This window comes from Bacillus sp. LSHTCR4 (assembly GCF_057197025.1).
The window spans coordinates 1,643,673-1,666,660 of record NZ_JBXUNO010000001.1; the positions used below are offsets into that span (position 1 = coordinate 1,643,673).

At 31.4% G+C, this 22,988-nt stretch carries 26 protein-coding genes and 1 pseudogene; 18 read left to right on the top strand and 9 right to left on the bottom strand.

Annotated features, from left to right (window positions below; genetic code table 11):
* Window positions 1-131 precede the first annotated feature (131 nt).
* Window positions 132-662, top strand: coding sequence for a DUF4269 domain-containing protein (locus tag AC2CGR_RS08405; RefSeq protein WP_087964023.1), 531 nt, complete (start codon window positions 132-134; stop codon window positions 660-662).
* A 45-nt stretch (window positions 663-707) separates the two neighbouring features.
* On the opposite strand, the gene norG is transcribed toward AC2CGR_RS08405, so the two are convergent.
* The gene (gene norG / locus AC2CGR_RS08410; RefSeq protein WP_087964022.1) at window positions 708-2,141 is read right to left on the bottom strand and encodes an efflux pump transcription regulator NorG; all 1,434 of its coding nucleotides are present in this window, start codon (window positions 2,139-2,141) and stop codon (window positions 708-710) included.
* A gap of 149 nt (window positions 2,142-2,290) precedes the next feature.
* Between norG and AC2CGR_RS08415 the strand changes: the two genes are divergently transcribed.
* The 13 genes from AC2CGR_RS08415 to AC2CGR_RS08475 all read left to right on the top strand — a co-directional run bounded on the left by AC2CGR_RS08415 (window position 2,291) and on the right by AC2CGR_RS08475 (window position 12,297).
* Window positions 2,291-3,202 (top strand): DMT family transporter, encoded by a 912-nt coding sequence (locus tag AC2CGR_RS08415; protein ID WP_087964021.1) that lies wholly within the window; start codon window positions 2,291-2,293, stop codon window positions 3,200-3,202.
* A gap of 109 nt (window positions 3,203-3,311) precedes the next feature.
* Window positions 3,312-3,770 carry a GNAT family N-acetyltransferase gene (locus AC2CGR_RS08420; RefSeq protein WP_087964020.1) on the top strand — a complete coding sequence of 153 codons (459 nt, stop codon included), beginning with the start codon at window positions 3,312-3,314 and terminating at the stop codon, window positions 3,768-3,770.
* Between the two features lie 30 nt (window positions 3,771-3,800).
* The gene (gene cutA / locus AC2CGR_RS08425) at window positions 3,801-4,139 is read left to right on the top strand and encodes a divalent cation tolerance protein CutA (protein WP_087964019.1); all 339 of its coding nucleotides are present in this window, start codon (window positions 3,801-3,803) and stop codon (window positions 4,137-4,139) included.
* A 25-nt stretch (window positions 4,140-4,164) separates the two neighbouring features.
* Window positions 4,165-4,611 carry an NUDIX domain-containing protein gene (locus tag AC2CGR_RS08430; protein ID WP_087964018.1) on the top strand — a complete coding sequence of 149 codons (447 nt, stop codon included), beginning with the start codon at window positions 4,165-4,167 and terminating at the stop codon, window positions 4,609-4,611.
* 199 nt (window positions 4,612-4,810) lie between these two features.
* The gene (locus tag AC2CGR_RS08435; protein ID WP_001071388.1) at window positions 4,811-5,077 is read left to right on the top strand and encodes a heterocycloanthracin/sonorensin family bacteriocin; all 267 of its coding nucleotides are present in this window, start codon (window positions 4,811-4,813) and stop codon (window positions 5,075-5,077) included.
* Between the two features lie 101 nt (window positions 5,078-5,178).
* Window positions 5,179-6,195, top strand: coding sequence for a serine hydrolase domain-containing protein (locus AC2CGR_RS08440; RefSeq protein WP_087964017.1), 1,017 nt, complete (start codon window positions 5,179-5,181; stop codon window positions 6,193-6,195).
* Window positions 6,196-6,226: 31 nt separating this feature from the next.
* Window positions 6,227-6,370 (top strand): hypothetical protein, encoded by a 144-nt coding sequence (locus AC2CGR_RS08445; protein WP_000653680.1) that lies wholly within the window; start codon window positions 6,227-6,229, stop codon window positions 6,368-6,370.
* Window positions 6,371-6,649: 279 nt separating this feature from the next.
* Window positions 6,650-7,858 carry an L-lactate MFS transporter gene (locus AC2CGR_RS08450; RefSeq protein ID WP_131102316.1) on the top strand — a complete coding sequence of 403 codons (1,209 nt, stop codon included), beginning with the start codon at window positions 6,650-6,652 and terminating at the stop codon, window positions 7,856-7,858.
* Between the two features lie 289 nt (window positions 7,859-8,147).
* Window positions 8,148-8,774 carry a cadmium resistance transporter gene (locus AC2CGR_RS08455; protein WP_087964015.1) on the top strand — a complete coding sequence of 209 codons (627 nt, stop codon included), beginning with the start codon at window positions 8,148-8,150 and terminating at the stop codon, window positions 8,772-8,774.
* A gap of 181 nt (window positions 8,775-8,955) precedes the next feature.
* Window positions 8,956-9,381, top strand: a complete 426-nt coding sequence (locus tag AC2CGR_RS08460; protein WP_087964014.1) for a GNAT family N-acetyltransferase — start codon at window positions 8,956-8,958, stop codon at window positions 9,379-9,381.
* A 215-nt stretch (window positions 9,382-9,596) separates the two neighbouring features.
* Window positions 9,597-10,040 (top strand): NUDIX hydrolase, encoded by a 444-nt coding sequence (locus AC2CGR_RS08465; RefSeq protein WP_087964013.1) that lies wholly within the window; start codon window positions 9,597-9,599, stop codon window positions 10,038-10,040.
* A 30-nt stretch (window positions 10,041-10,070) separates the two neighbouring features.
* Entirely contained in the window at window positions 10,071-11,201 is a 1,131-nt protein-coding gene (gene dnaN / locus AC2CGR_RS08470) for a DNA polymerase III subunit beta (RefSeq protein ID WP_087964012.1), read from the top strand.
* 157 nt (window positions 11,202-11,358) lie between these two features.
* A complete protein-coding gene (locus tag AC2CGR_RS08475; RefSeq protein WP_484480739.1) occupies window positions 11,359-12,297 on the top strand; it encodes a hypothetical protein in 939 nt (312 codons plus the stop codon).
* Window positions 12,298-12,358: 61 nt separating this feature from the next.
* Here the strand turns inward: AC2CGR_RS08475 and AC2CGR_RS08480 are convergent, their stop codons facing one another.
* The gene (locus AC2CGR_RS08480) at window positions 12,359-13,321 is read right to left on the bottom strand and encodes an MBL fold metallo-hydrolase (protein WP_484480740.1); all 963 of its coding nucleotides are present in this window, start codon (window positions 13,319-13,321) and stop codon (window positions 12,359-12,361) included.
* A 296-nt stretch (window positions 13,322-13,617) separates the two neighbouring features.
* On the opposite strand from AC2CGR_RS08480, the gene AC2CGR_RS08485 reads away from it, so the two are divergent.
* The 3 genes from AC2CGR_RS08485 (at window position 13,618) to AC2CGR_RS08495 (ending at window position 16,144) form a co-directional block, all read left to right on the top strand.
* Window positions 13,618-14,394 carry an LAGLIDADG family homing endonuclease gene (locus AC2CGR_RS08485; RefSeq protein ID WP_484480741.1) on the top strand — a complete coding sequence of 259 codons (777 nt, stop codon included), beginning with the start codon at window positions 13,618-13,620 and terminating at the stop codon, window positions 14,392-14,394.
* A gap of 135 nt (window positions 14,395-14,529) precedes the next feature.
* Entirely contained in the window at window positions 14,530-15,612 is a 1,083-nt protein-coding gene (locus AC2CGR_RS08490) for a hypothetical protein (RefSeq protein ID WP_484480742.1), read from the top strand.
* A gap of 136 nt (window positions 15,613-15,748) precedes the next feature.
* The gene (locus AC2CGR_RS08495; RefSeq protein WP_270185120.1) at window positions 15,749-16,144 is read left to right on the top strand and encodes a RidA family protein; all 396 of its coding nucleotides are present in this window, start codon (window positions 15,749-15,751) and stop codon (window positions 16,142-16,144) included.
* Window positions 16,145-16,842: 698 nt separating this feature from the next.
* Here the strand turns inward: AC2CGR_RS08495 and AC2CGR_RS08500 are convergent.
* From AC2CGR_RS08500 to AC2CGR_RS08520, 5 genes are all read right to left on the bottom strand, one after another.
* A complete protein-coding gene (locus AC2CGR_RS08500; protein ID WP_484480743.1) occupies window positions 16,843-17,658 on the bottom strand; it encodes a YwqG family protein in 816 nt (271 codons plus the stop codon).
* Between the two features lie 78 nt (window positions 17,659-17,736).
* Complete coding sequence (locus AC2CGR_RS08505; protein ID WP_484480744.1) at window positions 17,737-19,362, bottom strand: DnaJ family domain-containing protein; 1,626 nt, start codon at window positions 19,360-19,362, stop codon at window positions 17,737-17,739.
* Between the two features lie 88 nt (window positions 19,363-19,450).
* On the bottom strand, window positions 19,451-19,816 hold the full coding sequence (locus AC2CGR_RS08510) for a hypothetical protein (RefSeq protein WP_087964004.1): 366 nt from the start codon (window positions 19,814-19,816) through the stop codon (window positions 19,451-19,453).
* Window positions 19,817-20,069: 253 nt separating this feature from the next.
* Window positions 20,070-20,441, bottom strand: a complete 372-nt coding sequence (locus AC2CGR_RS08515) for a YxiJ-like family protein (protein WP_087964003.1) — start codon at window positions 20,439-20,441, stop codon at window positions 20,070-20,072.
* Between the two features lie 12 nt (window positions 20,442-20,453).
* Entirely contained in the window at window positions 20,454-21,305 is an 852-nt protein-coding gene (locus AC2CGR_RS08520; protein WP_087964002.1) for a patatin-like phospholipase family protein, read from the bottom strand.
* A 179-nt stretch (window positions 21,306-21,484) separates the two neighbouring features.
* On the opposite strand from AC2CGR_RS08520, the gene AC2CGR_RS08525 reads away from it, so the two are divergent.
* Entirely contained in the window at window positions 21,485-21,862 is a 378-nt protein-coding gene (locus AC2CGR_RS08525) for a PH domain-containing protein (protein WP_000522480.1), read from the top strand.
* 122 nt (window positions 21,863-21,984) lie between these two features.
* On the opposite strand, the pseudogene AC2CGR_RS08530 reads toward AC2CGR_RS08525, so the two are convergent.
* Together AC2CGR_RS08530 and AC2CGR_RS08535 are read right to left on the bottom strand one after the other, a co-directional pair.
* Window positions 21,985-22,458, bottom strand: a pseudogene (locus AC2CGR_RS08530) (GNAT family N-acetyltransferase); the annotation flags it as partial.
* 1 nt (window position 22,459) lies between these two features.
* Window positions 22,460-22,981, bottom strand: coding sequence for a YfiT family bacillithiol transferase (locus AC2CGR_RS08535; protein ID WP_087964000.1), 522 nt, complete (start codon window positions 22,979-22,981; stop codon window positions 22,460-22,462).
* Window positions 22,982-22,988 lie beyond the last annotated feature (7 nt).

A 22,988-nucleotide genomic window follows, 5' to 3' on the forward strand; every position in this document is an offset into this window, starting at 1 on the left:
AGAAAAGTTGAAACATATTGTTTATTCGTCTTAATATATTGAAATAAAGGTACTCTTAGAACAAATTTAAACGAACAAATTTTCTTGAATTTAGTGAGTCACGTATTACGTGAAATGAAGGAGAGACTTCCATGTTTACATCTATTACATATTTACAATCAGGGAATGACAAGCAACAAAAGGTATATGATGTTTTGAATAAACTAAACATCATGGAGGATTTAGCTTTGTATAGCCCCGTTCTTTGCGGGACTATACCTATAAGAATTGATACGCTTCAATCTGACTTAGATATAGTAATGGAAGTACATAACTTTGATGTTTTTGAACAAGAAATGAGATCTTTATATGGCTCTTATGAAGGATTCAAAATAAAAAAGAAAAAAATAAAAAGTACCGAATCGATAAAAGTGAATTTTAAATTTGAAGGTTTTGAATTTGAATTATTTGCTCAGCCTAAGCCAGTACGTAATCAAAATGCATATAGACATATGATAGTAGAGCACATGTTGTTAATACAGCATCCACATATAAGAGAAGAAATTATTCGCTTAAAAGAGAACGGTTTAAAAACAGAACCCGCTTTTGCTCAAGTATTAAACATTAACGGGGATCCTTATGAAGAACTTATTTTATTAGGGCAGGAAATGAGATTGTGGTAAATATGATACACAAAAACTCCTCTATAGATAAAAGAGGAGTTTTTGTTATGCCGTTAACTTACGGATTAATTCACTCAACAATTTAATGCTGTTAGTCATTTGCTCTGGAGAAGCATATCCATATGATAAACGAATGTATCGATCTGACTCTTCTTCATAGATACGTCCTGGGTTTAAAAGAATTCCTTTTGATAGTGCTTCTGAAAATAATTTCTTCATCGGAATGCTAGGTACTACCTTTAGCCATATGAAAAATCCACCACTAGGGATATCCCACGATGCAATATCTGCGCAATACTTATTTAAAGCTTGTATCATTATTTGTCGTCTTTCTTGTAGTTGAATTCTTACATTCGCTACATGTTCCTCATAATAACCTTTATTTATCCATTCAGCAGCAACCCTTTGGGATAAAGAGCTTGATCCATAATCTGTTTGCATTTTTATATCTGATAATCTATCAATAACCGGTCCTGGACCGATAATCCATCCAATTCTAAGTCCTGGGGTAAGTGTCTTAGAGAGACTACCAATATATAATACATGTCCATGTTTATCCATTGATTTTAAAGGAGCTGGGGGCGGTGCATCAATCCATAACTCGCGGTAAATATCATCTTCAATAATAGGTAACTGTTCCTTTTCACATATTTTTAATATTTCTTTTCTCCGCTCTTTAGACATTAATATGCTTGTTGGATTTTGAAAACAAGGGATTGAATATAAAATGTTTTTCTTCTGACTGTATTTAATTCGTTTTAATAACTCGTTAGGTAATATACCGTGAGGATCCATAGATATACCAGATAAATTTATATTTGCTGATTGAAATACATGAAGTGAATATAAGTAAGACGGTTGTTCAAGTAAGACGGTTGACTCTCTATGTAAAAGACCAATTGATATTAATTGCAATGCTTGTAATGCACCCGAGACGATTAATATGGAACTTGGTGATGCCTGTATTCCAAATGATTTTACGTATTTACTTATTGCTTCACGTAACGGATAAAACCCTTTTTGTTCCTCATATCCAAAATAATCTAATTCCTCACTTACTTTTTTCATAATGGACTGCATCGTTTCTAACGGAAAAAGATGAGGAGCAAGTTCACCTTTACTTAGATGGATAAGTTTGTTATTTGCTTCTGCTTCATTTATTTCTCGTACCATTAACTTGCTTGGTTTATGAATACCGGCCTTTACATATTCACTCCAATCAGGTGGTGGATTCGTCGCTAATAATGACCATGTATTATTCGTTACAATTGTTCCTGCTCCAATTTTTCCTTGAATCAATCCATCAGCCATAAGTTCATCTAGTGCAGTTATTACAGTGCTACGATTTACTTGAAATAATTTTGCTAACTGCCTTTGACTAGGGATCTTACTTCCAATTGGCCATTCTCCGTTTTTAATTTTTTCTTTCATATAATCTACTATCTGCCGATACTTAGGCAGTTTTTTACTATTTGTCATAAACAAACTCCCTCGTTCACTTAAAAAATGCCAAGTGGTTGGTTTTTACGATAAAAAACTGGTTGAAGACATTGTATCAACTATTAAATATGATGAAAAGAAATAATTGGTAATTTGAAAGTGGTTGGTTTATTAGGGGGAGAGACAACATGCATAATAAAAAATGGGATTTACGCATTATATGTGCTCACGCTTTTACGATTCTTATATGGGGATCTGCTTTTCCGACAATTCGTATGGGGCTTGAATCTTATACACCTGAGCATCTAACTTTACTACGTTTATTAATTGCTTCATTTATACTTCTTTTGTTTTCCTTTATATATAAGTTACGGCTACCGGATTTGAAGGATATCCCAGCAATTTTTATATTTGGTGCTTTAGGATTTACTTTTTATCACATTGCATTAAACTACGGCGAAAAAACAGTTAATGCTGGATCTGCAAGTTTAATTGTTTCAGTCACGCCTATAATAACAGCAATTCTAGCTTCTGTTTTTTTAAAAGAACAAATGAAATTAAATGGTTGGATTGGCGGTGTAATTAGTTTTATAGGAATTGCTTTTATATCATTTAGTCAAGGAGATGCTATTCAATTAAATAGCGGGGGATTATTTATATTATTAGCAGCGATTTCAGAAAGCTTATTTTTCGTTTTCCAATCTTCTTACTTAAAAAAGTACGGTTTCTTGCCATTTACCATATATACAATTTTATCTAGTACAGTATGTATGCTTATTTTCTTACCGGGAATGTATCAAGAAATACTAGCAGCTCCTCTTGAAGTAAATTGGAGCGTTATATATTTAGGCTTATTTCCAACAGTACTCCCGTATATTGCATTGGCCTATATTATATCTCATACTGGTGCGTCCGAGGCAACAAGTTCTCTATATTTAACGCCAGTAATTGCGTGTTTTGTAGCTTGGGTATGGTTAGGTGAAATACCTACTTTTATTTCGGTAGTTGGTGGGCTAATTACTATACTTGGAGTTTTAATAGCTCATGTATCATTAAAGAAAGATATTCGAGATGAAAAGTACAGCAATATAACTAGATAGATTTTTTTAGAAGTGATAATTCAACACATTTCTTACAATCAAGAAACAGGGAATTATTTTACTGCGTTGAATATATAAATACATTCTTTTTATAAAGGAGCTTACCATATTGAATATCCAGTTAAGGGTTGTTACGAGAGAGAATTGGGAGGATGCATTAAAGTTACAAGTTAAAGAAAATCAAAGAAAATTTGTTCCAGCTGTAGCAGTCTCACTTGCTAAAGTATATATAAAACCAGATGGTGACAATGTAGAGTACACACCATTTGCGATATATGACGGCGACCATATGGTTGGTTTTATTATGCATGCTGTTGTAAGAGAGACAACTGATATGTATTGGATAAACGGTTTTATTATTGATCAAATGCAGCAAGGTAAAGGTTATGGAAAAGTGGCGTTACAAGAAAGTATATACTTAATAAAAAATACGTTTAAGGTGTGTAAAGAAATTAGATTAACAGTACATAAAGATAATATCCCTGCAAAAAAACTATATGAACGTTACGGTTTTCAACCATTGGGACATGATTATGATGGTGAGCAAGTCTATCGTTTATGTGTTTAAGTATTACAAAGTAAAGGTGTGAAATGAAATATGCAATTTTCGGAAGTGAAAATCGAAGTGTTTATTCCGGAAGAATACATTGAGATATTACGGGATGAGCTAAATAGAATTGGTGCTTGTAAAACAGGTGAATATGATCATTGTCTTTCCTATAATTCCGTGAAAGGATACTGGAGACCATTAGATGGTGCATCACCTTTTAATGGGGAAATTGGTCAAATATGCGAAGGGCAAGAATGTAAAATTGAAATAAAGTGTCAACGGGACCTTGTAAAGGATGCACTTGAAGTCATTAACGAAATTCATCCGTATGAAACACCTATGATTTATATTATCCCGATATTAAATGGCTATTTTAATCAAATATAAAATAAATGACTGGGAGGAATAGCAATTGAAAAATAAATTTCATCATATTGTACGAGCTGTTATGATTAAAGATAAAAAATTGTTAGTGGCTGAATACATTGGCCATCATTATTTTTTACCAGGTGGTCATGTTGAAGTTGGCGAATCAGCTGAGAATGCATTAATAAGAGAACTACGAGAAGAACTCGGAGTAAATTGTAGTATAAAACAATTTTTAGGAGTCATAGAAAACAAATGGCAAGATAAAGAAGTTCTTCACCATGAAATCAATCATATTTTTGAGATAGATTCACAAGAGTTACACATTGATTTCATACCAAAATCTAAAGAATCTCATTTAGCATTTCACTGGATAGATTATAATCAAGAAGCTTTACATACTTATAAAATCATGCCCGCACCTTCAGTTAAACAGTTACTAGAAAGAAAGTTAAGTGATGAACTATTAAACTGTTGGATTAGCAATTTTTAAACGCCTCTATCAATAGTAAATCCGTCTGCCAAAAGGAAAGTAAGAAAATAGGCTAAAAAACAAGGTACATCACCTAGAGTAATTTCATATTTTGTTGATGTACGTATTTAGTCTATAGCCTTGTTTCTACTTTGGTTGCAAAAATATATTACTTTTCATATTTGAGCGGAATTTACATTTATAAATGGAGGGTTTCATAATGAATCAGTTTCAACAAGAATTACAATCATTGAACCTTAATGATTATCAAACTGGTAATGTTGTGTATTGGGATCAACAACAAAGTCAATATCCATACTATTACATTCAAGACGATGCGCGTCGTTGCGGCGGATGCGGAGGTTGTGGTGGACGCTGTGGCGGATGTGGCGGCAGATGTGGTGGTTGTGCAGGTCGTTGCGGCGGATGCATAGGATGCGCTGGATGTTTCGGTTGCTTTAATTGCTGGAACTGGTGGATCATTTAAGTATAGAACATCAAAGCTAATTTACTTGAAAGAAAGGTGTGAAAACTATTTTGCACTTTTCTTTCTAGCTTTAATTTTTATGCGCATTGAGGGGGATGTATTTGTATACATATGATAAGTTGATTGCTTGGGTAGAGAATATAAAAGAAAAAAATCATAGTTCTGCTACAGCACTTTGTATTATAAAAGATAATAAAATCGCACTAGAACATTATAGTGGTTATCACTCAAATACATCTACAAACAAGAAAGTAACAGCAGCTTCACAATTTAACGTTGCTTCTGCGAGAAAAAGTTATTTAGGATTAATGATAGCGTATGCGCTTTACGAGAGGAAAATAAACTCTATTGATGATGAAGCAATAAAATATTTTAAAGACTTTGATCCTGTATTGCTTGGTAAAACAACGATAAGACATTTAGTAACACATTCGCACGGTTTAGGAGAAACGAATGACGGAAAAATTTTTCGTGAATTTGAACCTGGACAATCTTGGGCTTATAGAGATATTAATGTAAGAATGATGACACATCTTATTTATCAGCTATATAGTAAAAGTTTTCCTGAATTGTTAAGAGAGCGTGTGTTTAGACCTGCTAATTTTCAAGAAACAGGTTGGAGAGTACAGCAAGATGAAAAGTTAGTTGACGTTGTTAATAATCCAAATGAAGACGCGATTAGTGAACTTGGTAAAGTAGATGACGGTACTGAAAAAAATCTATTTGTCTCAGCTAAAGAATTTGCGCAGTGGGGCAATCTTCATTTAAATCAAGGTATGATAGATGATAAACAAATTGTTCCAAAAGAAGTTATAAAAATCGCTACGAGTTTGCAGAGTCCAACATATGTAAATAAAGAGCTACCACAAAATGGATTATTTTGGTTCGTTCAAAATGAACCTGCACAATTAAGTGAACTAGGTGAACGCGTACCAAAAGGATCGTATCAAATATTAGGAATTACGGGACCAACTATATTAGTAATACCTGCATATAATGTAGTTGTTGCAAAAATGTATAACAAAAGATATAACTACGGCGGTGATAATTATTTATATTATTTACGTGAATTTAGTAATTTAGTCGCTGATACATTTCGTAACGGTAATAGGGCATAATTACTCCTATAACAAAAAGGAGTGATTGAAAGTGAAAGATAAAGTGAACAAAAATAAAAAGCAAAATATAAAAGATGTAAATACAGAGCAAAATGCAATTTATAGCGATCCAAAAGATGCAGCTAATATGCAAACTGTACCGCAGCCGAAGGATTTTGATGAAATCGAATATTAATTTTTTATCCGACTATATGATGAATGAAAAATACGTCTTAAGTCGCATCACATATAAGAAATTATTTGATAACATATATACATAAGCATTTGAAAATGTCTTATCTTAACAAAGCTTTCTTTAGAAACATCTGATATAACCTGCAAAAGACACTTCTTTATGAAGTGTCTTTTTGTGTATAGGAACTTAATTACCATTTTCCGTACAGTATCTTGCATTTTATGATGGTTATACTAACTGTGAAAATCTATGTCAAGATAAAAGAAGGGGACAGTTAGTATGAAACAAACTTCTATAAATCCGTTACTAATTGTTCTAGGTACAATCATTGTTCAAATTGGCCTTGGAACAATTTATACATGGAGTTTATTTAATCAACCCCTTGTCAGTAAGTTTGGATGGAACCTTAATTCCGTTGCGATAACTTTCTCCATTACAAGCTTCTCTTTATCATTTTCAACTTTATTTGCAGGAAAGTTACAGCAAAAATTAGGACTTCGTAAACTTATCGCTACTGCAGGGATTGTTCTGGGACTCGGTTTAATACTTAGTTCGCAAGTTTCTTCCTTACCATTACTATATTTATTAGCCGGAGTCGTAGTTGGTTATGCAGATGGGACCGCTTATATCACATCACTATCTAATTTAATTAAATGGTTTCCGAATCGAAAAGGGCTTATTTCAGGTATATCTGTATCAGCATATGGAATGGGCAGCTTAATCTTTAGATATATAAACGGAAATCTTATCGACAGCCTTGGTGTATCACAAGCCTTTTTATATTGGGGCATTATCGTTTTGCTTTTAGTATTAATTGGATCGTTCTTCTTACGTGAGGCAATTGTAAGTAATGCTGTAACTGAAACATTACACAATGACTATACTCCACGTGAAATGATGCGAACGAAACAAGTATATCTTTTGTTTTTTATGTTATTTACATCGTGTATGGGTGGTCTATATTTAATCGGTATGGTAAAGGACATTGGGGTACAACTCGTTGGACTTAGTGCAGCAACTGCTGCTAACGCCGTTGCAATGATTGCAATTTTTAATACAGTAGGTAGAATCGTTCTTGGAACGTTATCAGATAAAATAGGTCGAATGAAAATCGTTTCTGCAACGTTTATTATTATTGGATTGTCAGTCTTTACACTAAGTTTCATTCCACTAAATTACGGCATTTATTTCGCTTGTGTAGCAAGTGTTGCGTTTTGTTTTGGCGGTAATATCACTATATTCCCAGCCATTGTTGGAGATTTCTTTGGATTAAAAAACCATAGTACAAATTATGGGATTGTATACCAAGGTTTCGGATTTGGTGCACTTGCAGGATCATTCATCGGGGCGCTTTTTGGAGGATTTGAACCGACCTTTATCATAATCGGTGTTCTTTCTGTTATCTCTTTCGTTGTATCTATTTTAATTCGTCCACCAAAAGCAGAAAAGAAAAAAGAAACACAACGTTTATATCGGAAAGTAGCTTAATTTTAAAAAGAGTCCTCATAAAGGGCTCTTTTTATATTACAAAACATTTGATTTTCCCTTTTTAGTCATTGTGTAGGAAGGATACACTTACTTAATTTAAAATGAAATGATTTGAGAAGCAATAAAGTATTTTATTTATTAACGAATCAAGTAGCAGATAAGTGGAATATCCATATTGTTTTATAAAAGAATCAAAATGCTGTTATAAAACTATAGTTAACCCGCTTTGTTATTAGGCATACATTTCATTTATATACCATTATTTTATTATAAAGGTAGTTGGTTTATTTTGGTTACAACCATAATTTCTTCTTTTATTGCATTTACTTCAACAAATATTGATGATATTTTTATACTCCTTGTTTTATTTTCACAAGTAAAGACAGGAGTATGTAAGGAAGAAGATAGAACTTTCCAGGGAAAAACTAAGATAAAAGAACTTTATATTGTTATTGGACAATACTTGGGGTTTAGTGTAATTATTTTTCTAAGTATTATTGGTTTGTTAAGCTCTTTTTTCATTCCTATATCGTGGATCGGATTATTAGGATTCGTGCCAATTTATATGGGGATTAAAGGACTATTCTCGTTTCGTTCTAACAAAAGTAATGAAGTCATTGATAACACTTCTGGCTCATTATTTAAAGTAGCTGCGATTACATTAGCTAATGGAGCTGATAATATCTCAATTTATATACCAATGTTCACTAGTCAATCCTTGGAAGCAAATTTCGTTACATTAATTATCTTTTTTTGCATGATAGCAATATGGTGTTTTATTAGCTACACATTGTTAAGAGCTCCTATTTTAGCTAAAGTACTTGAGAGAAATTGTCATATTATCGTTCCAATTGTTCTAATTGGTATAGGAATGTTCATTCTTTTTTGCAGTAATACAATTGAATTATTGTACTAATATGTTGAAACTTGGATTAAAACGAATCAAGCGCCGTAAAAAGCCATAATACAGATAAAATGTAGTATGGCTTTTCTTTATATTAGTGAAATGAAATAGTGCTCTCTACGTCTATTAAGTTAGACAGGATATTACGATTATTAAATTGAATAGATACTTTAAAAGGAGCGTGATATTTAAAATGAAAATAGTAAAACAATGGGTCCAAGAAGATAGTGATTACATAAGAGAAAAAGTAATTGAATATAATCAAAAACATATTTCAGATGAAGAGAAAAAGCCTTCAGAAAAAATTAGTTTTATAGTGAAAAATGAAAATGAAGAAATAGTTGGCGGAATAACTGCAATTACATTTTGGCACCACGTACATGTTGATTTCTTGTGGGTTTCTGAAGAATATAGACACGAAGGTTATGGAACCAAGTTAATAAAACTTATTGAAGAATTTGCAATTGAAAAAGAGTGTAGGCTAATCAATTTAGATACTTTTAGCTTTCAGGCACCTGATTTTTATAAGAAGCATGGATATAAAGTAATTGGAGTAAGTGAAGATCACCCTAAAGGTCATAATCGATACTATTTGGAAAAAAGGTTAGAAAATATATAGAATCTCAAAATGAATCAATTAAACCATAAAGAGCATACGTTGAATAATCAATTTCAAAATACGTTCTTTTTTATTTAGAAATGAAGGGGTGTCGATTATTACCTTTACTAAAGGCAGATAAATGAAATACTCTATTAACTTTTTTATATTTTAAAACAATTAAATGGTAGAATGTAACAAAGACAGAAAATTCTCGTTATTGAAGGTGGACTTAGATGAAAAAAGTAAATGTTACATATGCACTTTTATACGATAAAACGGATGAAAAGATCTTAATGGTAAAAAACAAAGGGAAGAATGGTTCTTATTACACGCTACCAGGTGGTGCAGTTAAATTAGGAGAAACGTTAGAGGAGGCAGTCATTCGAGAAGTGAAAGAAGAAACCGGGCTACATATAACTGTAAACGGTATTTGTTACATTAGCGAAGCTTTTTTCGATGAGAGAGGACACCATGCAATATTCTTTAATTTTTTAGGTGAAATAATTGGCGGAGAGACATATATATCAAGACCAAAAGAAATCGAAGAGATTACTTGGATGGAATTACATAGAGCAGCACCGCATTTACGTATACCAGAACACTTATTAAATATATTACAAAGGAAAGAAACAGTACCTTACTTTTTTAACGGAACAATCATTCATCAATCTTCATAAAAATATCATTTCATGTAAGGCGGGGAAAAAATGGAGTTTATCGTCAATCATAAACAGTTTACTCAAGCACTTTCAGAAGTAAGTAAAGCAATATCTACGAAAGCTGTAATTCCTATACTATCCGGTATAAAAATAACTGCAGATCAATCTGGAATTACTTTAATCGCAAGTAATTCAAATATTTTCATCGAAAAATTCATCCCTAGTTCCATGGATGACGAACAAATTACGACTATCTTAAAAGCAGGAACAATTGTTGTACCTGCAAAATACTTCATTGAAATTATAAAGAAAATGCCAAGCGATATAGTAATAAAAAGTAAGAATGAGCAAACAATTACCATACAATCAGAAGAAATCACATTAAACTTAAATGGCTTTCCAGCGGATGAATTTCCTAACATACCACAAATAGACGATCATGCAGAAATACAAATAGAAACAAAACAATTAATTGATGCGTTTAAACAAACAGTCTTTGCAGTAGCAAAAAATGAATCTAGACCCGTTCTTACCGGAGTACATATCGAGTTAGACCACAACAAATTAATATGCGCTGCAACTGACTCTCATAGACTAGCTATACGTGAAACATTAATTTCTACTAATGTGAAAGCGAATTGTATTGTACCAAGTGCAACCATTAATGAACTTTTAAAATTAATGAACAGCAATTTAGAATTCGTTTCTATTTATCTATCAGAAAGCCACATTATTTTTACATTCGGCACAACTACATTATATTCAAGATTAATTGAAGGGAAATATCCTAATATATCTAGTTTAATTCCAAATGAATTTCAAACAGTCATTAACATAGATAGACAAAGAATGTTACAAGGGGTAGATCGATCAAGCTTATTAGCAAGTGAATGGGCAAATAACAATGTTAACTTAGAAATTGTAAATGAATCTACAATTAAAGTTTCTTCAAATGCTTCTCAGATCGGAAAAATATCTGAGACACAACAGATAGATGCAATTCAAGGTGAAAAACAATTCAATATATCTTTCGATGGACGATTTATGTTGGATGCTTTAAGGGCAATAAAAGAAGAAACGGTTACTTTAAGTTTCAGCGGTTCTATGAGACCGATATTAATTGAAGCAGGGACACAATCTGCAGCAATCCATCTTATATCTCCAGTAAGAGCTTATTAAAAACGGAGGAAGGAATCAGCTAAGCAGGACAACTCTATAGATAATATAATTCAATTATAAAAAGTAAGAATTGTAATCTATCATACACAGCAAAATAATTATCACCTAAATATAAAAGCCATAGATTATTCGAAGAGTAGCTAAGAAGAAAATTTATATGAGGATGAGTGTGATGAAGAAAATAATTATTTTACTCATAGCTGTAGTCCTAATTATTTTTGCGTTTTATCAATACAACAAAAAAGATGGTTTAGCTAAAAATGATAAGGTGTATGTAGAAGACTTTAAAGGTAAAAATGATTCAAACAAAATACAATCTGCTATTAATAAAGCAGAATCTAGTAAAATTAAAACAGTATTGCTTGATGATAAGAAGTATAAAATCACGTCACCAATCGTAGTGAAACAGGGTGTAAAGTTATTATTTGGTTATGGAACACAATTTGTTGTGGAAGGTAATTTTAGAGTTCTAGAATTAGAAAAAAACGCTACTATTGAAGGAGCTTATATAGCTATAGATGATCCTACATTTAATTCTGAAGTTATATATTTAGACGGGAAAAATAAGTATTATAACACTTGGCACAAAACACAAATAAAAGATATAAATATTATCAATTGGACAGAAACGAATAAAGGTACCGGCATTTCTTTGTATTCTGGTGGGAAGGAAAATGAAATTTCATTTATTAATTTTGAAAATATAAAAGTTGTAGGAATGGAAACTGGGGTGAAATTAGTAGCAAAGAAACCACAATCTGGACATGCATGGATAAATGCCAACCGTTTTATGAATTTCTCTCTTGAAGATTGTGTATATATGATTTATATGGATAGTAATGTAACAACGCCAAATGAAATTAGTGGTAACCTATTTACAAACCTTCAAATACAACCTACAAATAAAACGAAAAGTATTGTAAAGGTAAGTGGACAGCATAACGAGTTCAATGGAATGGTGTGGGATTTACAAAAAATCAATCACGAAAACGAACTCGTTGAACTAACTGATAAGAGTATGAATACAGTGATTGAAATGTCCAGTGTACCAGCAAATAGAATTTTAGATAGCGGGAAATCAAATATAGTGAGATAAGTTTAAAAACAGAAAAAGAGCGAATTCCTTATAAGAGAGTTCGCTCTTTTTCTATTTATAATTAAATTTCTCTCCACCAAGCTGTTGAAGGATAGTTTGTAGATTTTAACGTAATAGATTCGCCAATTTGAGGTGTTGTAATTTTAACTCCTAAACGGTTAGCTTCTTTCGTAACACGCTCTACCGGGTCACTCCATTCGTGTAATGCTAATGTAAAAGCACCCCAATGAATCGGAAGAAGTAATTCTCCTTGTACATCAATATGAGCTTGTACAGTTTCTTCAGGCAACATATGAATTGCAGACCACCTCGGATCATATTGTCCGCATTCCATCAATGTAAGATTGAATGGACCATATTTATCACCAATTTCCTTAAAGTGAGGGGCATAACCGCTATCACCACTAAAGAAAATTTTAGTCTCTTGACCAAGAATAAGCCATGAACACCATAATGAACAATCTCTATCTGTCATACTTCGTCCAGAGAAATGCCTTGCAGGAGCACATACTAACTTAATATTATCAAACGTAATTTCATCCCACCAATTATGTTCACTAATTTTATTAGGTGAAACACCCCATTTAATAAGATATTGTGCAACTCCAGTCGGAACATAGAAATGTTTTGCACGATCTTTTAATTGCATAATACTTTTATAATTTAAATGATCATAGTGATTATGAGAAATGATAATCGCATCAATTTCTTGAAGGTCTTCACGTTCTAAAGAAAACGTACCGCTATAACGTTTACTATTAAACAGAGGAAACGGGGAAGAGGCATCTCCAAACATCGGGTCTAATAACAATTTTTTACCTTCTATTTTTAAAAGAGAAGCAGAATGGCCAAACCATGTCACACTCTCTAAAGATTCATTATCTTTATTTGATAAAACGATCGGTAAATTCTTTATAGGACGTAGCTTTGTCTTCATTTTTAAGTAATCAGTCATTAAACCTATAATATCTTTCGGTTTAAAACTTACATCAGTATGAATTTGATTTATAAATTTCTTTTTCATTCGTTCTCCTTTTTACGTTTAACACTATACGTATGTTGTTATTGTAGCTATCTGTAGTTTAAACGAAATCATTTTACCTTTCACCTTAAATACAGTACATTTCATAAATTTGTCAAATTCATTATTTGTGTATATAAAATGTAAATCCTACAGCAGCTGATAAAAGGAATATGAAGTAAATGTAAATTGTTTTAATTTAGTAAAGTTCTTCTTATAAGCAACAAAGAACATACGTTTCGTTATATGTTATAGAAGAAAATATGTCTCTAATTATTAAAGGGAAGGAGAGGATGTAAGTGCAAATAGAGAGAAAAAAGAAATCAAAATGTAAACTATCAAAACCTGAAATCATTCATCTGTATGCGGAAGGGAAGGGTACCTCAGAAGTCGCCATGCTTGCTAACGTATCTGCAAGGTATATTCGTATGGTTCTATCAGACAGCAACGTGCCAAGGCGCGCTATAGGGAGCTGGAAGAGAAAGTATGACATAACAGAAGATTATTTTAAAACGTGGTCAAATAATATGGCTTATATTTTAGGGTTTATAGCAGCTGACGGTGTTATACCAAAAGAAAATCAATGCGTCAGTATATCACAAAAAGAAAGTTATATTTTAGAAGACATAAAAAAAGAACTAAAAACAAACCAGCCACTTTACCAAAACAAAAAGACAGGCGTATATATGCTAAACATTAATAGCAAAACAATAAAAGACGACCTTATGAACATACACGGAATTAATCCATGTAAATCTTTTAACATTGAATTTCCTTTTGTACTAGAAGAATATTTACATCATTTTGTGCGAGGGTATTTTGATGGGGATGGTTACGTCAATTATGAAACTTATACAGTAAGCTTTGTACGAGGATCATATAGCTTTATGAATTCTTTACATCAAATTCTTCAAAATCGCAATTTACGAGCCGATATACTAAATCAAAACAAACATTATCGCGTTATTTTATCTGGGAGAAAATCAATACAACTAATAAGCGAATCAACTTTTAAACGTTGGTTAAAAAATGATAATCAATTTAAAAAAGACTATGAAAGAATTCATTCATTATAAAAATGCAAGAAACCTTAGTATATTTATGCTAAGGTTTTTAATTTGAGATTATTAGAGGATACTTATTTTCGTTTATAGAACTTAGTAAATACATAGATTTTACAATGAATTTACTAGTAAGGGAGGGAATATGAAATGCCCACTAATAATAGTCCAGAGAATATATTACAAACATCTTATGAAGTTAAAATGATTTCATCTGGAGATAATTCGCCATCTATAAAAATACAAGGAACGAAACTTCAATATTTACTTGTATTGGTTCATTTTGGTTTTGAGTCAAATGCTATAAAAATGATGTTGAATTGGACGAATGATGAATTTGAAAAGCGCGTTAATTTATTAGAAGCAGAGGGGCTATTGAAACAAACAGGAGGGAGGTACTATCCAACGTGTATGGTTATAACAGCTTGTGAAGGAGAAAAGCTTTATAACCTTTGTGAACCTCTAATTAAACCAACACTTAAGATCATTGAAAACCATTCAAGTCATATTGAAGATATTTCAAAAAGAATCGACACGTTTAATCATTTATCTAAAGAATCTTATAGTCTTTTATTGTATAGTGGTGTGTTATTAGATTTTGGACAAATAAATCACATTGAAGAAAACTATTTAAAAAAGAAACGACCTTTAAGAAATAAGAAACGATATTATTATGCGATTCAAGAACAAGAACTAACAGATATAGAGGCTTTCGGGATGTATGGTAACACGTATTTAGATTTAGGAGAAGTTCAAATTGGTCTTTATGGAAATTCTCGATATTCAACATTAAATTTAATAACGGCAAACAACGAAATATTTGAAGAATATTTTCAAAACACTAATACTGATATTAATTATAAGAAAAAGCAATTAGTAAAAGGTTTCGTAGCAGCAGATAGACAAAAAGACTTACATTTAAACGTAGTTTACGAAAAATTAGGCTTATATCAAAATTCACAACCTGTTATCCCTGTATTTAAATCAACAGACTTATTTATACTTAACGAAATTGCAAACATAATCAGTAAAGATTTAGCCTTATTGTTTAAAGAAAACGATAAACCTTTAAAACAATACTTTGCCAGCAGCAGATACTCAAAAGAAATTAATTATGAAGAGTTTTTTATCTGGTGGTATCACTTTTTCTATACAAAAGTAACTGAAGAATTAATAAAACAAGGTGTAATTATAACAAGCACACAAAAAAATCAAACGTACATAATCCATTAATAACTGTAAATTAAAGTGCTAATATACTTTTACAAATGTAGCAGCTGAATGGATAAATAATTATTAGTAAATAAGGGATAATCTGAAGTTAAAATCTAATATAAAGAAAATAAGATATTCATAGAGGAGAAGAGCCATGCAAAAGAAATTTATCAATCCAGAAACGATGCCCCCAACTTTTGGATACTCACATATAGTGGAAGTTAGTAACGCTAAACGAACAATTTACATATCTGGACAAGTAGCAATCAATACCGATGGTCAAATAGTTGGTGTTGGTGATATAGCTATACAAACGCGACAAGTATTCGAAAACATTAAAAGTGCATTAGATACTTTAGAATTACAATTTAATGATGTAATAAAATTAACATTTTTCTTAACAGATATTTCTCAAATGGCCACTGTTAGAGATATACGAGATCAATACATTGACACTAATAATCCACCAGCAAGTTCAGCTGTAGAAGTTAGAAAGTTAATTAACGACAACTTATTAATTGAAATCGAAGCAATTGCTGTAGCAAACTAATTTTAAAAACGTATTCGCAATCATATCAATACAATTCGTTTAAAATGAACACATTAAACGAATTGTATTTTTTATTATTTAAAATTCAATTTATATAGCGGATAAAGCGAATTACTACACAATCAATCACACATTACTAATTCGGTGGAAAAAGGGGGCATAACACCGTCGACTAATATTTAATAAGTTTATTATTTTTAGTAAGTTAACATAATATATATTATAGGCAGTTATAGAAACAAAGCAATATCAGGTATCAAAATCCAAGTAAACTATACTTAATGAGACGAAATAGAGATTTTTAGTGAGATTCACATAAAATCTTATTTAAACGCATTTATACAGTTTTTTATCTTTTTTTAGTTATAAATTCATCACAGCAAATCTTAATCGATAATTGATTAAGATTTAACCAATCAAAAATATTTTTGATCAGCAAGAAATTTTTATGCGGAAAAATCTTTTTTATAAAATATAAATTAATAATTTTATTTTATGTTTTACTTTATAAATTTATTGCTATTTACACACGTTTTACAACTTTACATTATTTCTTGTTATTTCTGTTATTTGCGCTTGACTTTTATTATTCCTATTATTTTACTCTCTAGTTAACATAACGTTTATTTTTAACATAAAAAAATCTCCCTCACCTTCAGGAAGATTTTTTAGCTTGCTAGTATTTCATTTATATCTTTTTAGTAGCAATCCCAGTTGTAAATAACATTGGAAAAATTTAGATTTAACAAATCGTCTTTTTTTATAAAGAAATTTGCAACACCAGAATCTCCCCACATAATATTTAATGAATCGTCTGTATCGATTTGCAGTAATAATATATCATGTTGTTGGTATTTTTCTTCCCATTCTCTTGGATCTGTCTGTGTGAAAAATGGATAACCACCAATTTTATGTCCGAAATCTTTACATAAATCATCATACAGTTCGCCTAATTCTGTATTATTTTCTTCATCAACAATTTCTTCCCAATCAATATCCTCACTAAACATCTTTTCAAATCGATAATCTCTAGATGTTATGGGTTGATAATCTAATTCAAATTGTAATTTCGCTGCTTCAGGTATGATAAAGTTTTCTAATTCTAAAGTGTTTAAATAACTAAAATCAGTAATTACCTTATTTAAATCTTCTATAATTGTAGAATGATAAATAATTCGAAAGTCTTTTTGGATTGCTGGATGATCAAAATCTGCTCCATAAAGCTCATCATCAGCACTTACAAAAAACTGTAACATTCCCTTTTGAGGCATATATTCAACATGCGGAATTTCTTCAAAGTTTAACTGCGCAAGTAACATCATAGGTTGTCCGTTTGAATCTGTAGGATGCTCTTGATCTATAGGTAAATACGGATAACCACCAAACTTACTCTCAAAAAATGTTGTCTCTGCTAATGTTCCAGACACTTTAACATACGGTTTTACACTTTCTTCTAAAATACTACGATACTGCTCGAGTTCTTTCGGAATTTGAAGTTGATACGTATTTTTCATCACAATTACCTCCCTTTCATAATAAATTGAAAATGCCTTACTTAATTATATAGCAAGAGATAGCTTCATTAAAAATTGTTAAAAGTCCGTTTTCACCCTCGTTTTTTGCGCACTTGGTGGACAAAGTAGATTATGTTCTAAAACCTTTTTATTAATAGTTCGAATTAAATCCGCTGCTTCTGCTGTATTTGTATGTTCTTTTAGTCTCTCTTTTAAATTATCAATTTCCTTTGAAAGCTCAATCCACCTAGGTAACACATGATTATTCTTTAACGTTCTATACAATTGCTTTTCAGGATTGTACGAAAGATCTTTATCAAGATTAAGAGGTTTCCCTTTACCAGGTAAATGATCGAAAGACCCTTTCTTTTCTGCCTCTTTAACGATAGAACTAATATGATCCTCATACGTATAGGACCAAACTTTCTCATCCTTTACTAAAATCTCTTGCTTTTTTAGTTTTTTATCTAGCTCTTCTTGATTCATAGATTCTCTCTCCTTTTTATTTTTTAGTGTCGTTTTTGTAAATTCCAATGCCCTTAATCCATCTAATAGCTTTTCTCGCCACCACACGCTATCATGTCCGCCTTGAAACTCTTCATAAGTGGTTTGGTATTTCTTTTCTTCTAAAGCTTTATATAGCCGTCTATTAGCCGTTAAAAGAGGTTCGTTTTCAAGTTCACCTACTGCTATGTAAGAATATAGATGAGTCGTATTAGAATCTATTGATGAAATTTGATTTTCAATCCAAGGAATTGTATTTTCATAATCATCCTTTTTCCAATGTACGGATCCAGATATTGACAACACATTTCCAAAAATATGTGGATTTTGAAGTGCTGCATAAAAAGCTGCTAAGCCACCAAGGCTGAAACCAGCAATTGTTGTATGTTTTGCTTTTTGATACACACGATATTTAGTTTGAATCCATGGAAATAATTCCTTTGTTAAAAATGAATTCATTTTATCGTTATAAGTTAGCTCTTCTAATCGATCGACAGGATCTATAGCAACAGCAATACAAGATGGGATTTCTTTTTCGTAAATTAAATAATTAAGTGTTTTTGTGATTGAAAGATCATTAATGAATGAATTCCCATCAAATACAATGAGAAGTTCTTGAAGATGTGAAGTGTGAGAATAATCATGAGGCGTATAAATATGAATTTTACGTGTGTTATTTAAAATTGAACTATGAAAAGAATATGTTTCAATTCTCCCAGATGGATAATGATTTGAAGGAAAACGACTGTTATACCGCACGCCCATACCTATTTTTAACAAAGACGCTTTATTGGTACCTTCTCCAAATGTATTTTTATTAAATTGGTCTAATCGATACTTTTCACTACGCTTTATCCAATCATTTTCAAAAAAATCATTTACTGTAAAATAATAAGTTGAAATAAAACTCTTATTCGTCCTAAACGTAACATACCAAATATCTGTCTGTAACAATCGTTGTAATTGATTTACAGACAGATCCCAACCAGGAAAACTACCGAATACATAAACGTTTTCAGTTTCTCGGTCCCCTAACCATATATACGTTATAAGCTTATACTGATTATCTATAGGACATTGTTCTATAAGTGGTGTATGATTTGACTTGATTTCATGCAAAAAAGTATAAAGAGCTTTTTCATTTTCATTCTTTAAGTGGTTTTTAAGCTTCTCTAACTTAGGACTGATTATTGTAGTCACCTCTCTTCCTCCTTTGTAGTATTCTATATGTAGTTTTTTCATTAGAATCCCTATATAAAAGTAGTCGTAAGTTATGTGTTTAGAGAAATTATTTATTAGAAAGATGATCAATTGCTTGAATAGAAAGTTCCAATGATTTTATTCTTCTTTCTAACAGTGTTCTTTGAGGACTCCCAAGCTTTGACTTAACATAAATCTTTTCAATTGATGGCAACAAACCAATTAGAACATTTCGAGCGTCTGCTAAATCCTCTTGCGTGTAATGATGGGTTTCTTCATTCCAAATACTTTCTAACATAGCTAAGCCGATACTAGCTGCTTTGAGTCTTTTTTTCACTAAAGTAGTGTTTGAGCCTTTTTGAGTCATCTGGGATAGTGCATTTTCAAGTTTACGGATTGTTGACTGTAAAGATTTAATTGATTCTACTTTATCTACATTTGATACGTTTTCCATATTAAACCTGTCCCTTCTTCGTTTCTAAATTAGTTTTCTTGATATTTGATAATACCATTTAGAAGCGAATTTTACTCGAAATATTTGAGTTGGACATAAATTGAAAGGAAAACGGCTAACAAACTTCTATCTCCTCCCTCACGTATTCTCTATATGTACTTCTTTTTTCTCGTTAAAATACCTACATGGACAAGTTGTTAATATTGTATATTTTATGAACAAAAAACGTACAAGTAGCATAACTTGTACGTTTTTAATCAGTAAGGTAATAAAGTAATAGCTTTCGGGTCTTTTCATAATTCATGAAATCTCTATACAAAATGGGATACTTAACAATTTCTGTTTCTAGAAAACGATATTGCGGAAACCACTCGAAAAACGATATCCTTAGCCACTTTATTTGATTAAAAACAATCTCCTGTTCATTATTATTAAGCACATAACTTAAAGTACCTGCTGTATGCATCCAATAATAATTTAAATTAGCGCTTATACAATCATCTTCCGTAAACATATTATTAAAATCTTTGCGTATTTTTCGAATGTCACAATTCGGAAACGGTTTATACAGCAGACTAGGCATTTTCTGCAATTCATTAAAAATAACCCTTTTTCCTAACTTCAACTTTCCACCCCTTTATTTCTCTATCCAACTTAATAATTTTTCATAATGATATTGAGCATCTGTATAGCCAAGATTATATAAATTAACGAGCTTTTCTTTACTTCTTTCTATTCCGCTTATTGGAAGTTGTACGCTAGGCTGAATAATATAAAAGTTGTCTTTTTGTTTTATTTGATGCATATAAGATATCGTCTCATTATAAAAACGATAATGTTCTACTAAAGATTCTGCGATATTCGGATATTTCCTATATAAAATTTTAGCTAGTCCAGAAAATTTATTTCGCTGCTTCTCATATCCTTCTGGTTTTGTCATAATTACAACGTTCTTTTCATAACCATCAGTTTGAGCTTTTAAAACCGGTATAGGATCTATAATTCCTCCATCTAGCAATTTTCGATTATCATATTCTACAGCAGGTGCTATAAAAGGTACTGAGCTAGATGCACGAATGATTTTTAAAATATCATTTCCATGTTCTGCTTTATTATAATAAATAGCTTGTCCTGATTCGCAGTCAGTCGTTCCTATAACAAACTGTTCATTTGAGTTTAAGAAAGTTTGAAAATCAAATGGTACAATTTTATTAGGTACTTCATCAAACAAAAAATCCATTCCGAATAATTCACGTTTTCGAATCAAATTTCGATAAGATATATAACGCTGATCTGCTACTAGCTCTGTATTTACTTTTTTATTTCTCCCTTTTTGACGTGATAAATAAGTTGCTCCCATACAAGCTCCAGCGGATACGCCAACTACATAAGGGAAGAATAAGTTCTTTTCCATAAAATATTCGAGTACGCCTGCAGTATATAAACCTTTCATTCCTCCGCCTTCTAATACTAAACCGATATTTTTCATGCTATATCCCTCTGCTTCTTTTTTCTTACTTACATATTAGCATAAGATATTAAGATGAGGTTATATAAATGAATTGCAATAATAACCAGAAACTACTAAAGTAATATCATAATTTCTTAGTAAATAGCATGGTACAATATAAGTAACACATTCCACAAATAATGGAGGAGGAATTTCCTATGGGTTTATTTAGCGGTATTTTAGGAAATGCATCAAATACGAGTACAGAAAGTGTAGAACGTGATCTAGAGAAGATTATGTTAGACGATGAGAAAGTTGAACATGCTTATAAATTAATTCGTGATTTAATCGTATTTACAAATCGTCGTCTTATTTTAGTAGATAAACAAGGAATATCAGGTAAAAAAACTGAGTATCATTCTATCCCTTATAAAAGTATTACACAATTCAGCATTGAAACAGCTGGGCATTTTGATTTAGATGCTGAACTTAAAATTTGGGTATCTAGTTTGAGCACGCCAATTACGAAAGAATTTAAAGGTGACGATAGTGTTTTAAGCATTCAAAAAGCATTGGTAACATATACGACGAAATAGTTGGTTTTTTGTATGTTTATTCATTTTTGAAATTACTAACCCGATTATTTTGGAAGGATATACATTAATTCTGTATATTTAATCTAAAATAACATAAAAAGGTAAAGCTTATTTTAAACGCTTTACCTTTCTTTTTTGTAATAAATAAGTGTAGTTTTATCATTTAATTTCTTTATTACTTCTGTTCTTTTATACCCCATTTTCTCGTATAGAAAACAATTTCTTTCTTCTTCTAAAATCGTAGCAAGTTCAAAACTTCGTGCTTCTGGAAACATTTCTTCGATTAAAATAAGTACCTTCTGAGCAATTCTTTTCCCTTGATAGATTGGATGAATAAACATTGGACTAATCCAAAATTTATAAGGTAGTTCTTTTTGGGATATACATATCGCTCCAACAAGTCTCGAATCTAATATCATCTTATAAAAATTACTGCTGGGATTATTTATTCTAAAAATAGTTTTTTCAATAGATTCATTTGCTGGGTTTGTTTCGTAGTCTTTATATTTATTTAATAAAGAGCTAAATGAGTCTATTTGCATTTGAAATAAAACTGCTGCATCACTTTCTGTTGCCTTCTCTAATGTAATCTCCATCTTACCAACTTAGTCGCTTTCTTAATGAAGTTATATGAGCTGTATGATGACGTCCGTGCCATGCATATAGTCCAATTGCAACAGCAAGTTTTGTTTCTCCAGTCTCTGGATGGTTAAATGTCTTTTCTAAATCTTCAAGTTCTAAAGAATACAAAAGGTTAACCCATCTTTTATGTAATGACTCTAACATTACTAGTGAAACATCTACTGGTAATTTAGAATCAGGTAATTCTGCCCACTTCTCTTCTTTATATGGTTTAATCGTTGGATTCTTTTCTGTTAGCGCTAATTTAAAACGTATGTAGCTATTCATGTGGCTGTCAACAACGTGATGGACTACTTGACGAACTGTCCATCCACCAACACGGTACGGTGTGTCTAACTGCTTCTGATCTAAATCTTTGATAGCCTTCGTTAGTTCATTAGGTAAATCTTCAATTTCTTGAATCCATGTATCTATCATTTCTTCAGTTATAGGACGTTTGTATGTAAATTGCCCAATTGGATAACGTAAATCATTCATGAATAAG

Coding starts and splice junctions, on each gene's coding strand:
- AC2CGR_RS08405 (WP_087964023.1), top strand. CDS start 132: ATGTTTACATCTATTACATATTTACAATCAGGGAATGACAAGCAACAA.
- norG (WP_087964022.1), bottom strand. CDS start 2,141: ATGACAAATAGTAAAAAACTGCCTAAGTATCGGCAGATAGTAGATTAT.
- AC2CGR_RS08415 (WP_087964021.1), top strand. CDS start 2,291: ATGCATAATAAAAAATGGGATTTACGCATTATATGTGCTCACGCTTTT.
- cutA (WP_087964019.1), top strand. CDS start 3,801: ATGCAATTTTCGGAAGTGAAAATCGAAGTGTTTATTCCGGAAGAATAC.
- AC2CGR_RS08435 (WP_001071388.1), top strand. CDS start 4,811: ATGAATCAGTTTCAACAAGAATTACAATCATTGAACCTTAATGATTAT.
- AC2CGR_RS08450 (WP_131102316.1), top strand. CDS start 6,650: ATGAAACAAACTTCTATAAATCCGTTACTAATTGTTCTAGGTACAATC.
- AC2CGR_RS08460 (WP_087964014.1), top strand. CDS start 8,956: ATGAAAATAGTAAAACAATGGGTCCAAGAAGATAGTGATTACATAAGA.
- AC2CGR_RS08465 (WP_087964013.1), top strand. CDS start 9,597: ATGAAAAAAGTAAATGTTACATATGCACTTTTATACGATAAAACGGAT.
- dnaN (WP_087964012.1), top strand. CDS start 10,071: ATGGAGTTTATCGTCAATCATAAACAGTTTACTCAAGCACTTTCAGAA.
- AC2CGR_RS08475 (WP_484480739.1), top strand. CDS start 11,359: ATGAGGATGAGTGTGATGAAGAAAATAATTATTTTACTCATAGCTGTA.
- AC2CGR_RS08480 (WP_484480740.1), bottom strand. CDS start 13,321: ATGAAAAAGAAATTTATAAATCAAATTCATACTGATGTAAGTTTTAAA.
- AC2CGR_RS08490 (WP_484480742.1), top strand. CDS start 14,530: ATGCCCACTAATAATAGTCCAGAGAATATATTACAAACATCTTATGAA.
- AC2CGR_RS08495 (WP_270185120.1), top strand. CDS start 15,749: ATGCAAAAGAAATTTATCAATCCAGAAACGATGCCCCCAACTTTTGGA.
- AC2CGR_RS08500 (WP_484480743.1), bottom strand. CDS start 17,658: ATGAAAAATACGTATCAACTTCAAATTCCGAAAGAACTCGAGCAGTAT.
- AC2CGR_RS08510 (WP_087964004.1), bottom strand. CDS start 19,816: ATGGAAAACGTATCAAATGTAGATAAAGTAGAATCAATTAAATCTTTA.
- AC2CGR_RS08520 (WP_087964002.1), bottom strand. CDS start 21,305: ATGAAAAATATCGGTTTAGTATTAGAAGGCGGAGGAATGAAAGGTTTA.
- AC2CGR_RS08525 (WP_000522480.1), top strand. CDS start 21,485: ATGGGTTTATTTAGCGGTATTTTAGGAAATGCATCAAATACGAGTACA.
- AC2CGR_RS08535 (WP_087964000.1), bottom strand. CDS start 22,981: ATGAATGATTTACGTTATCCAATTGGGCAATTTACATACAAACGTCCT.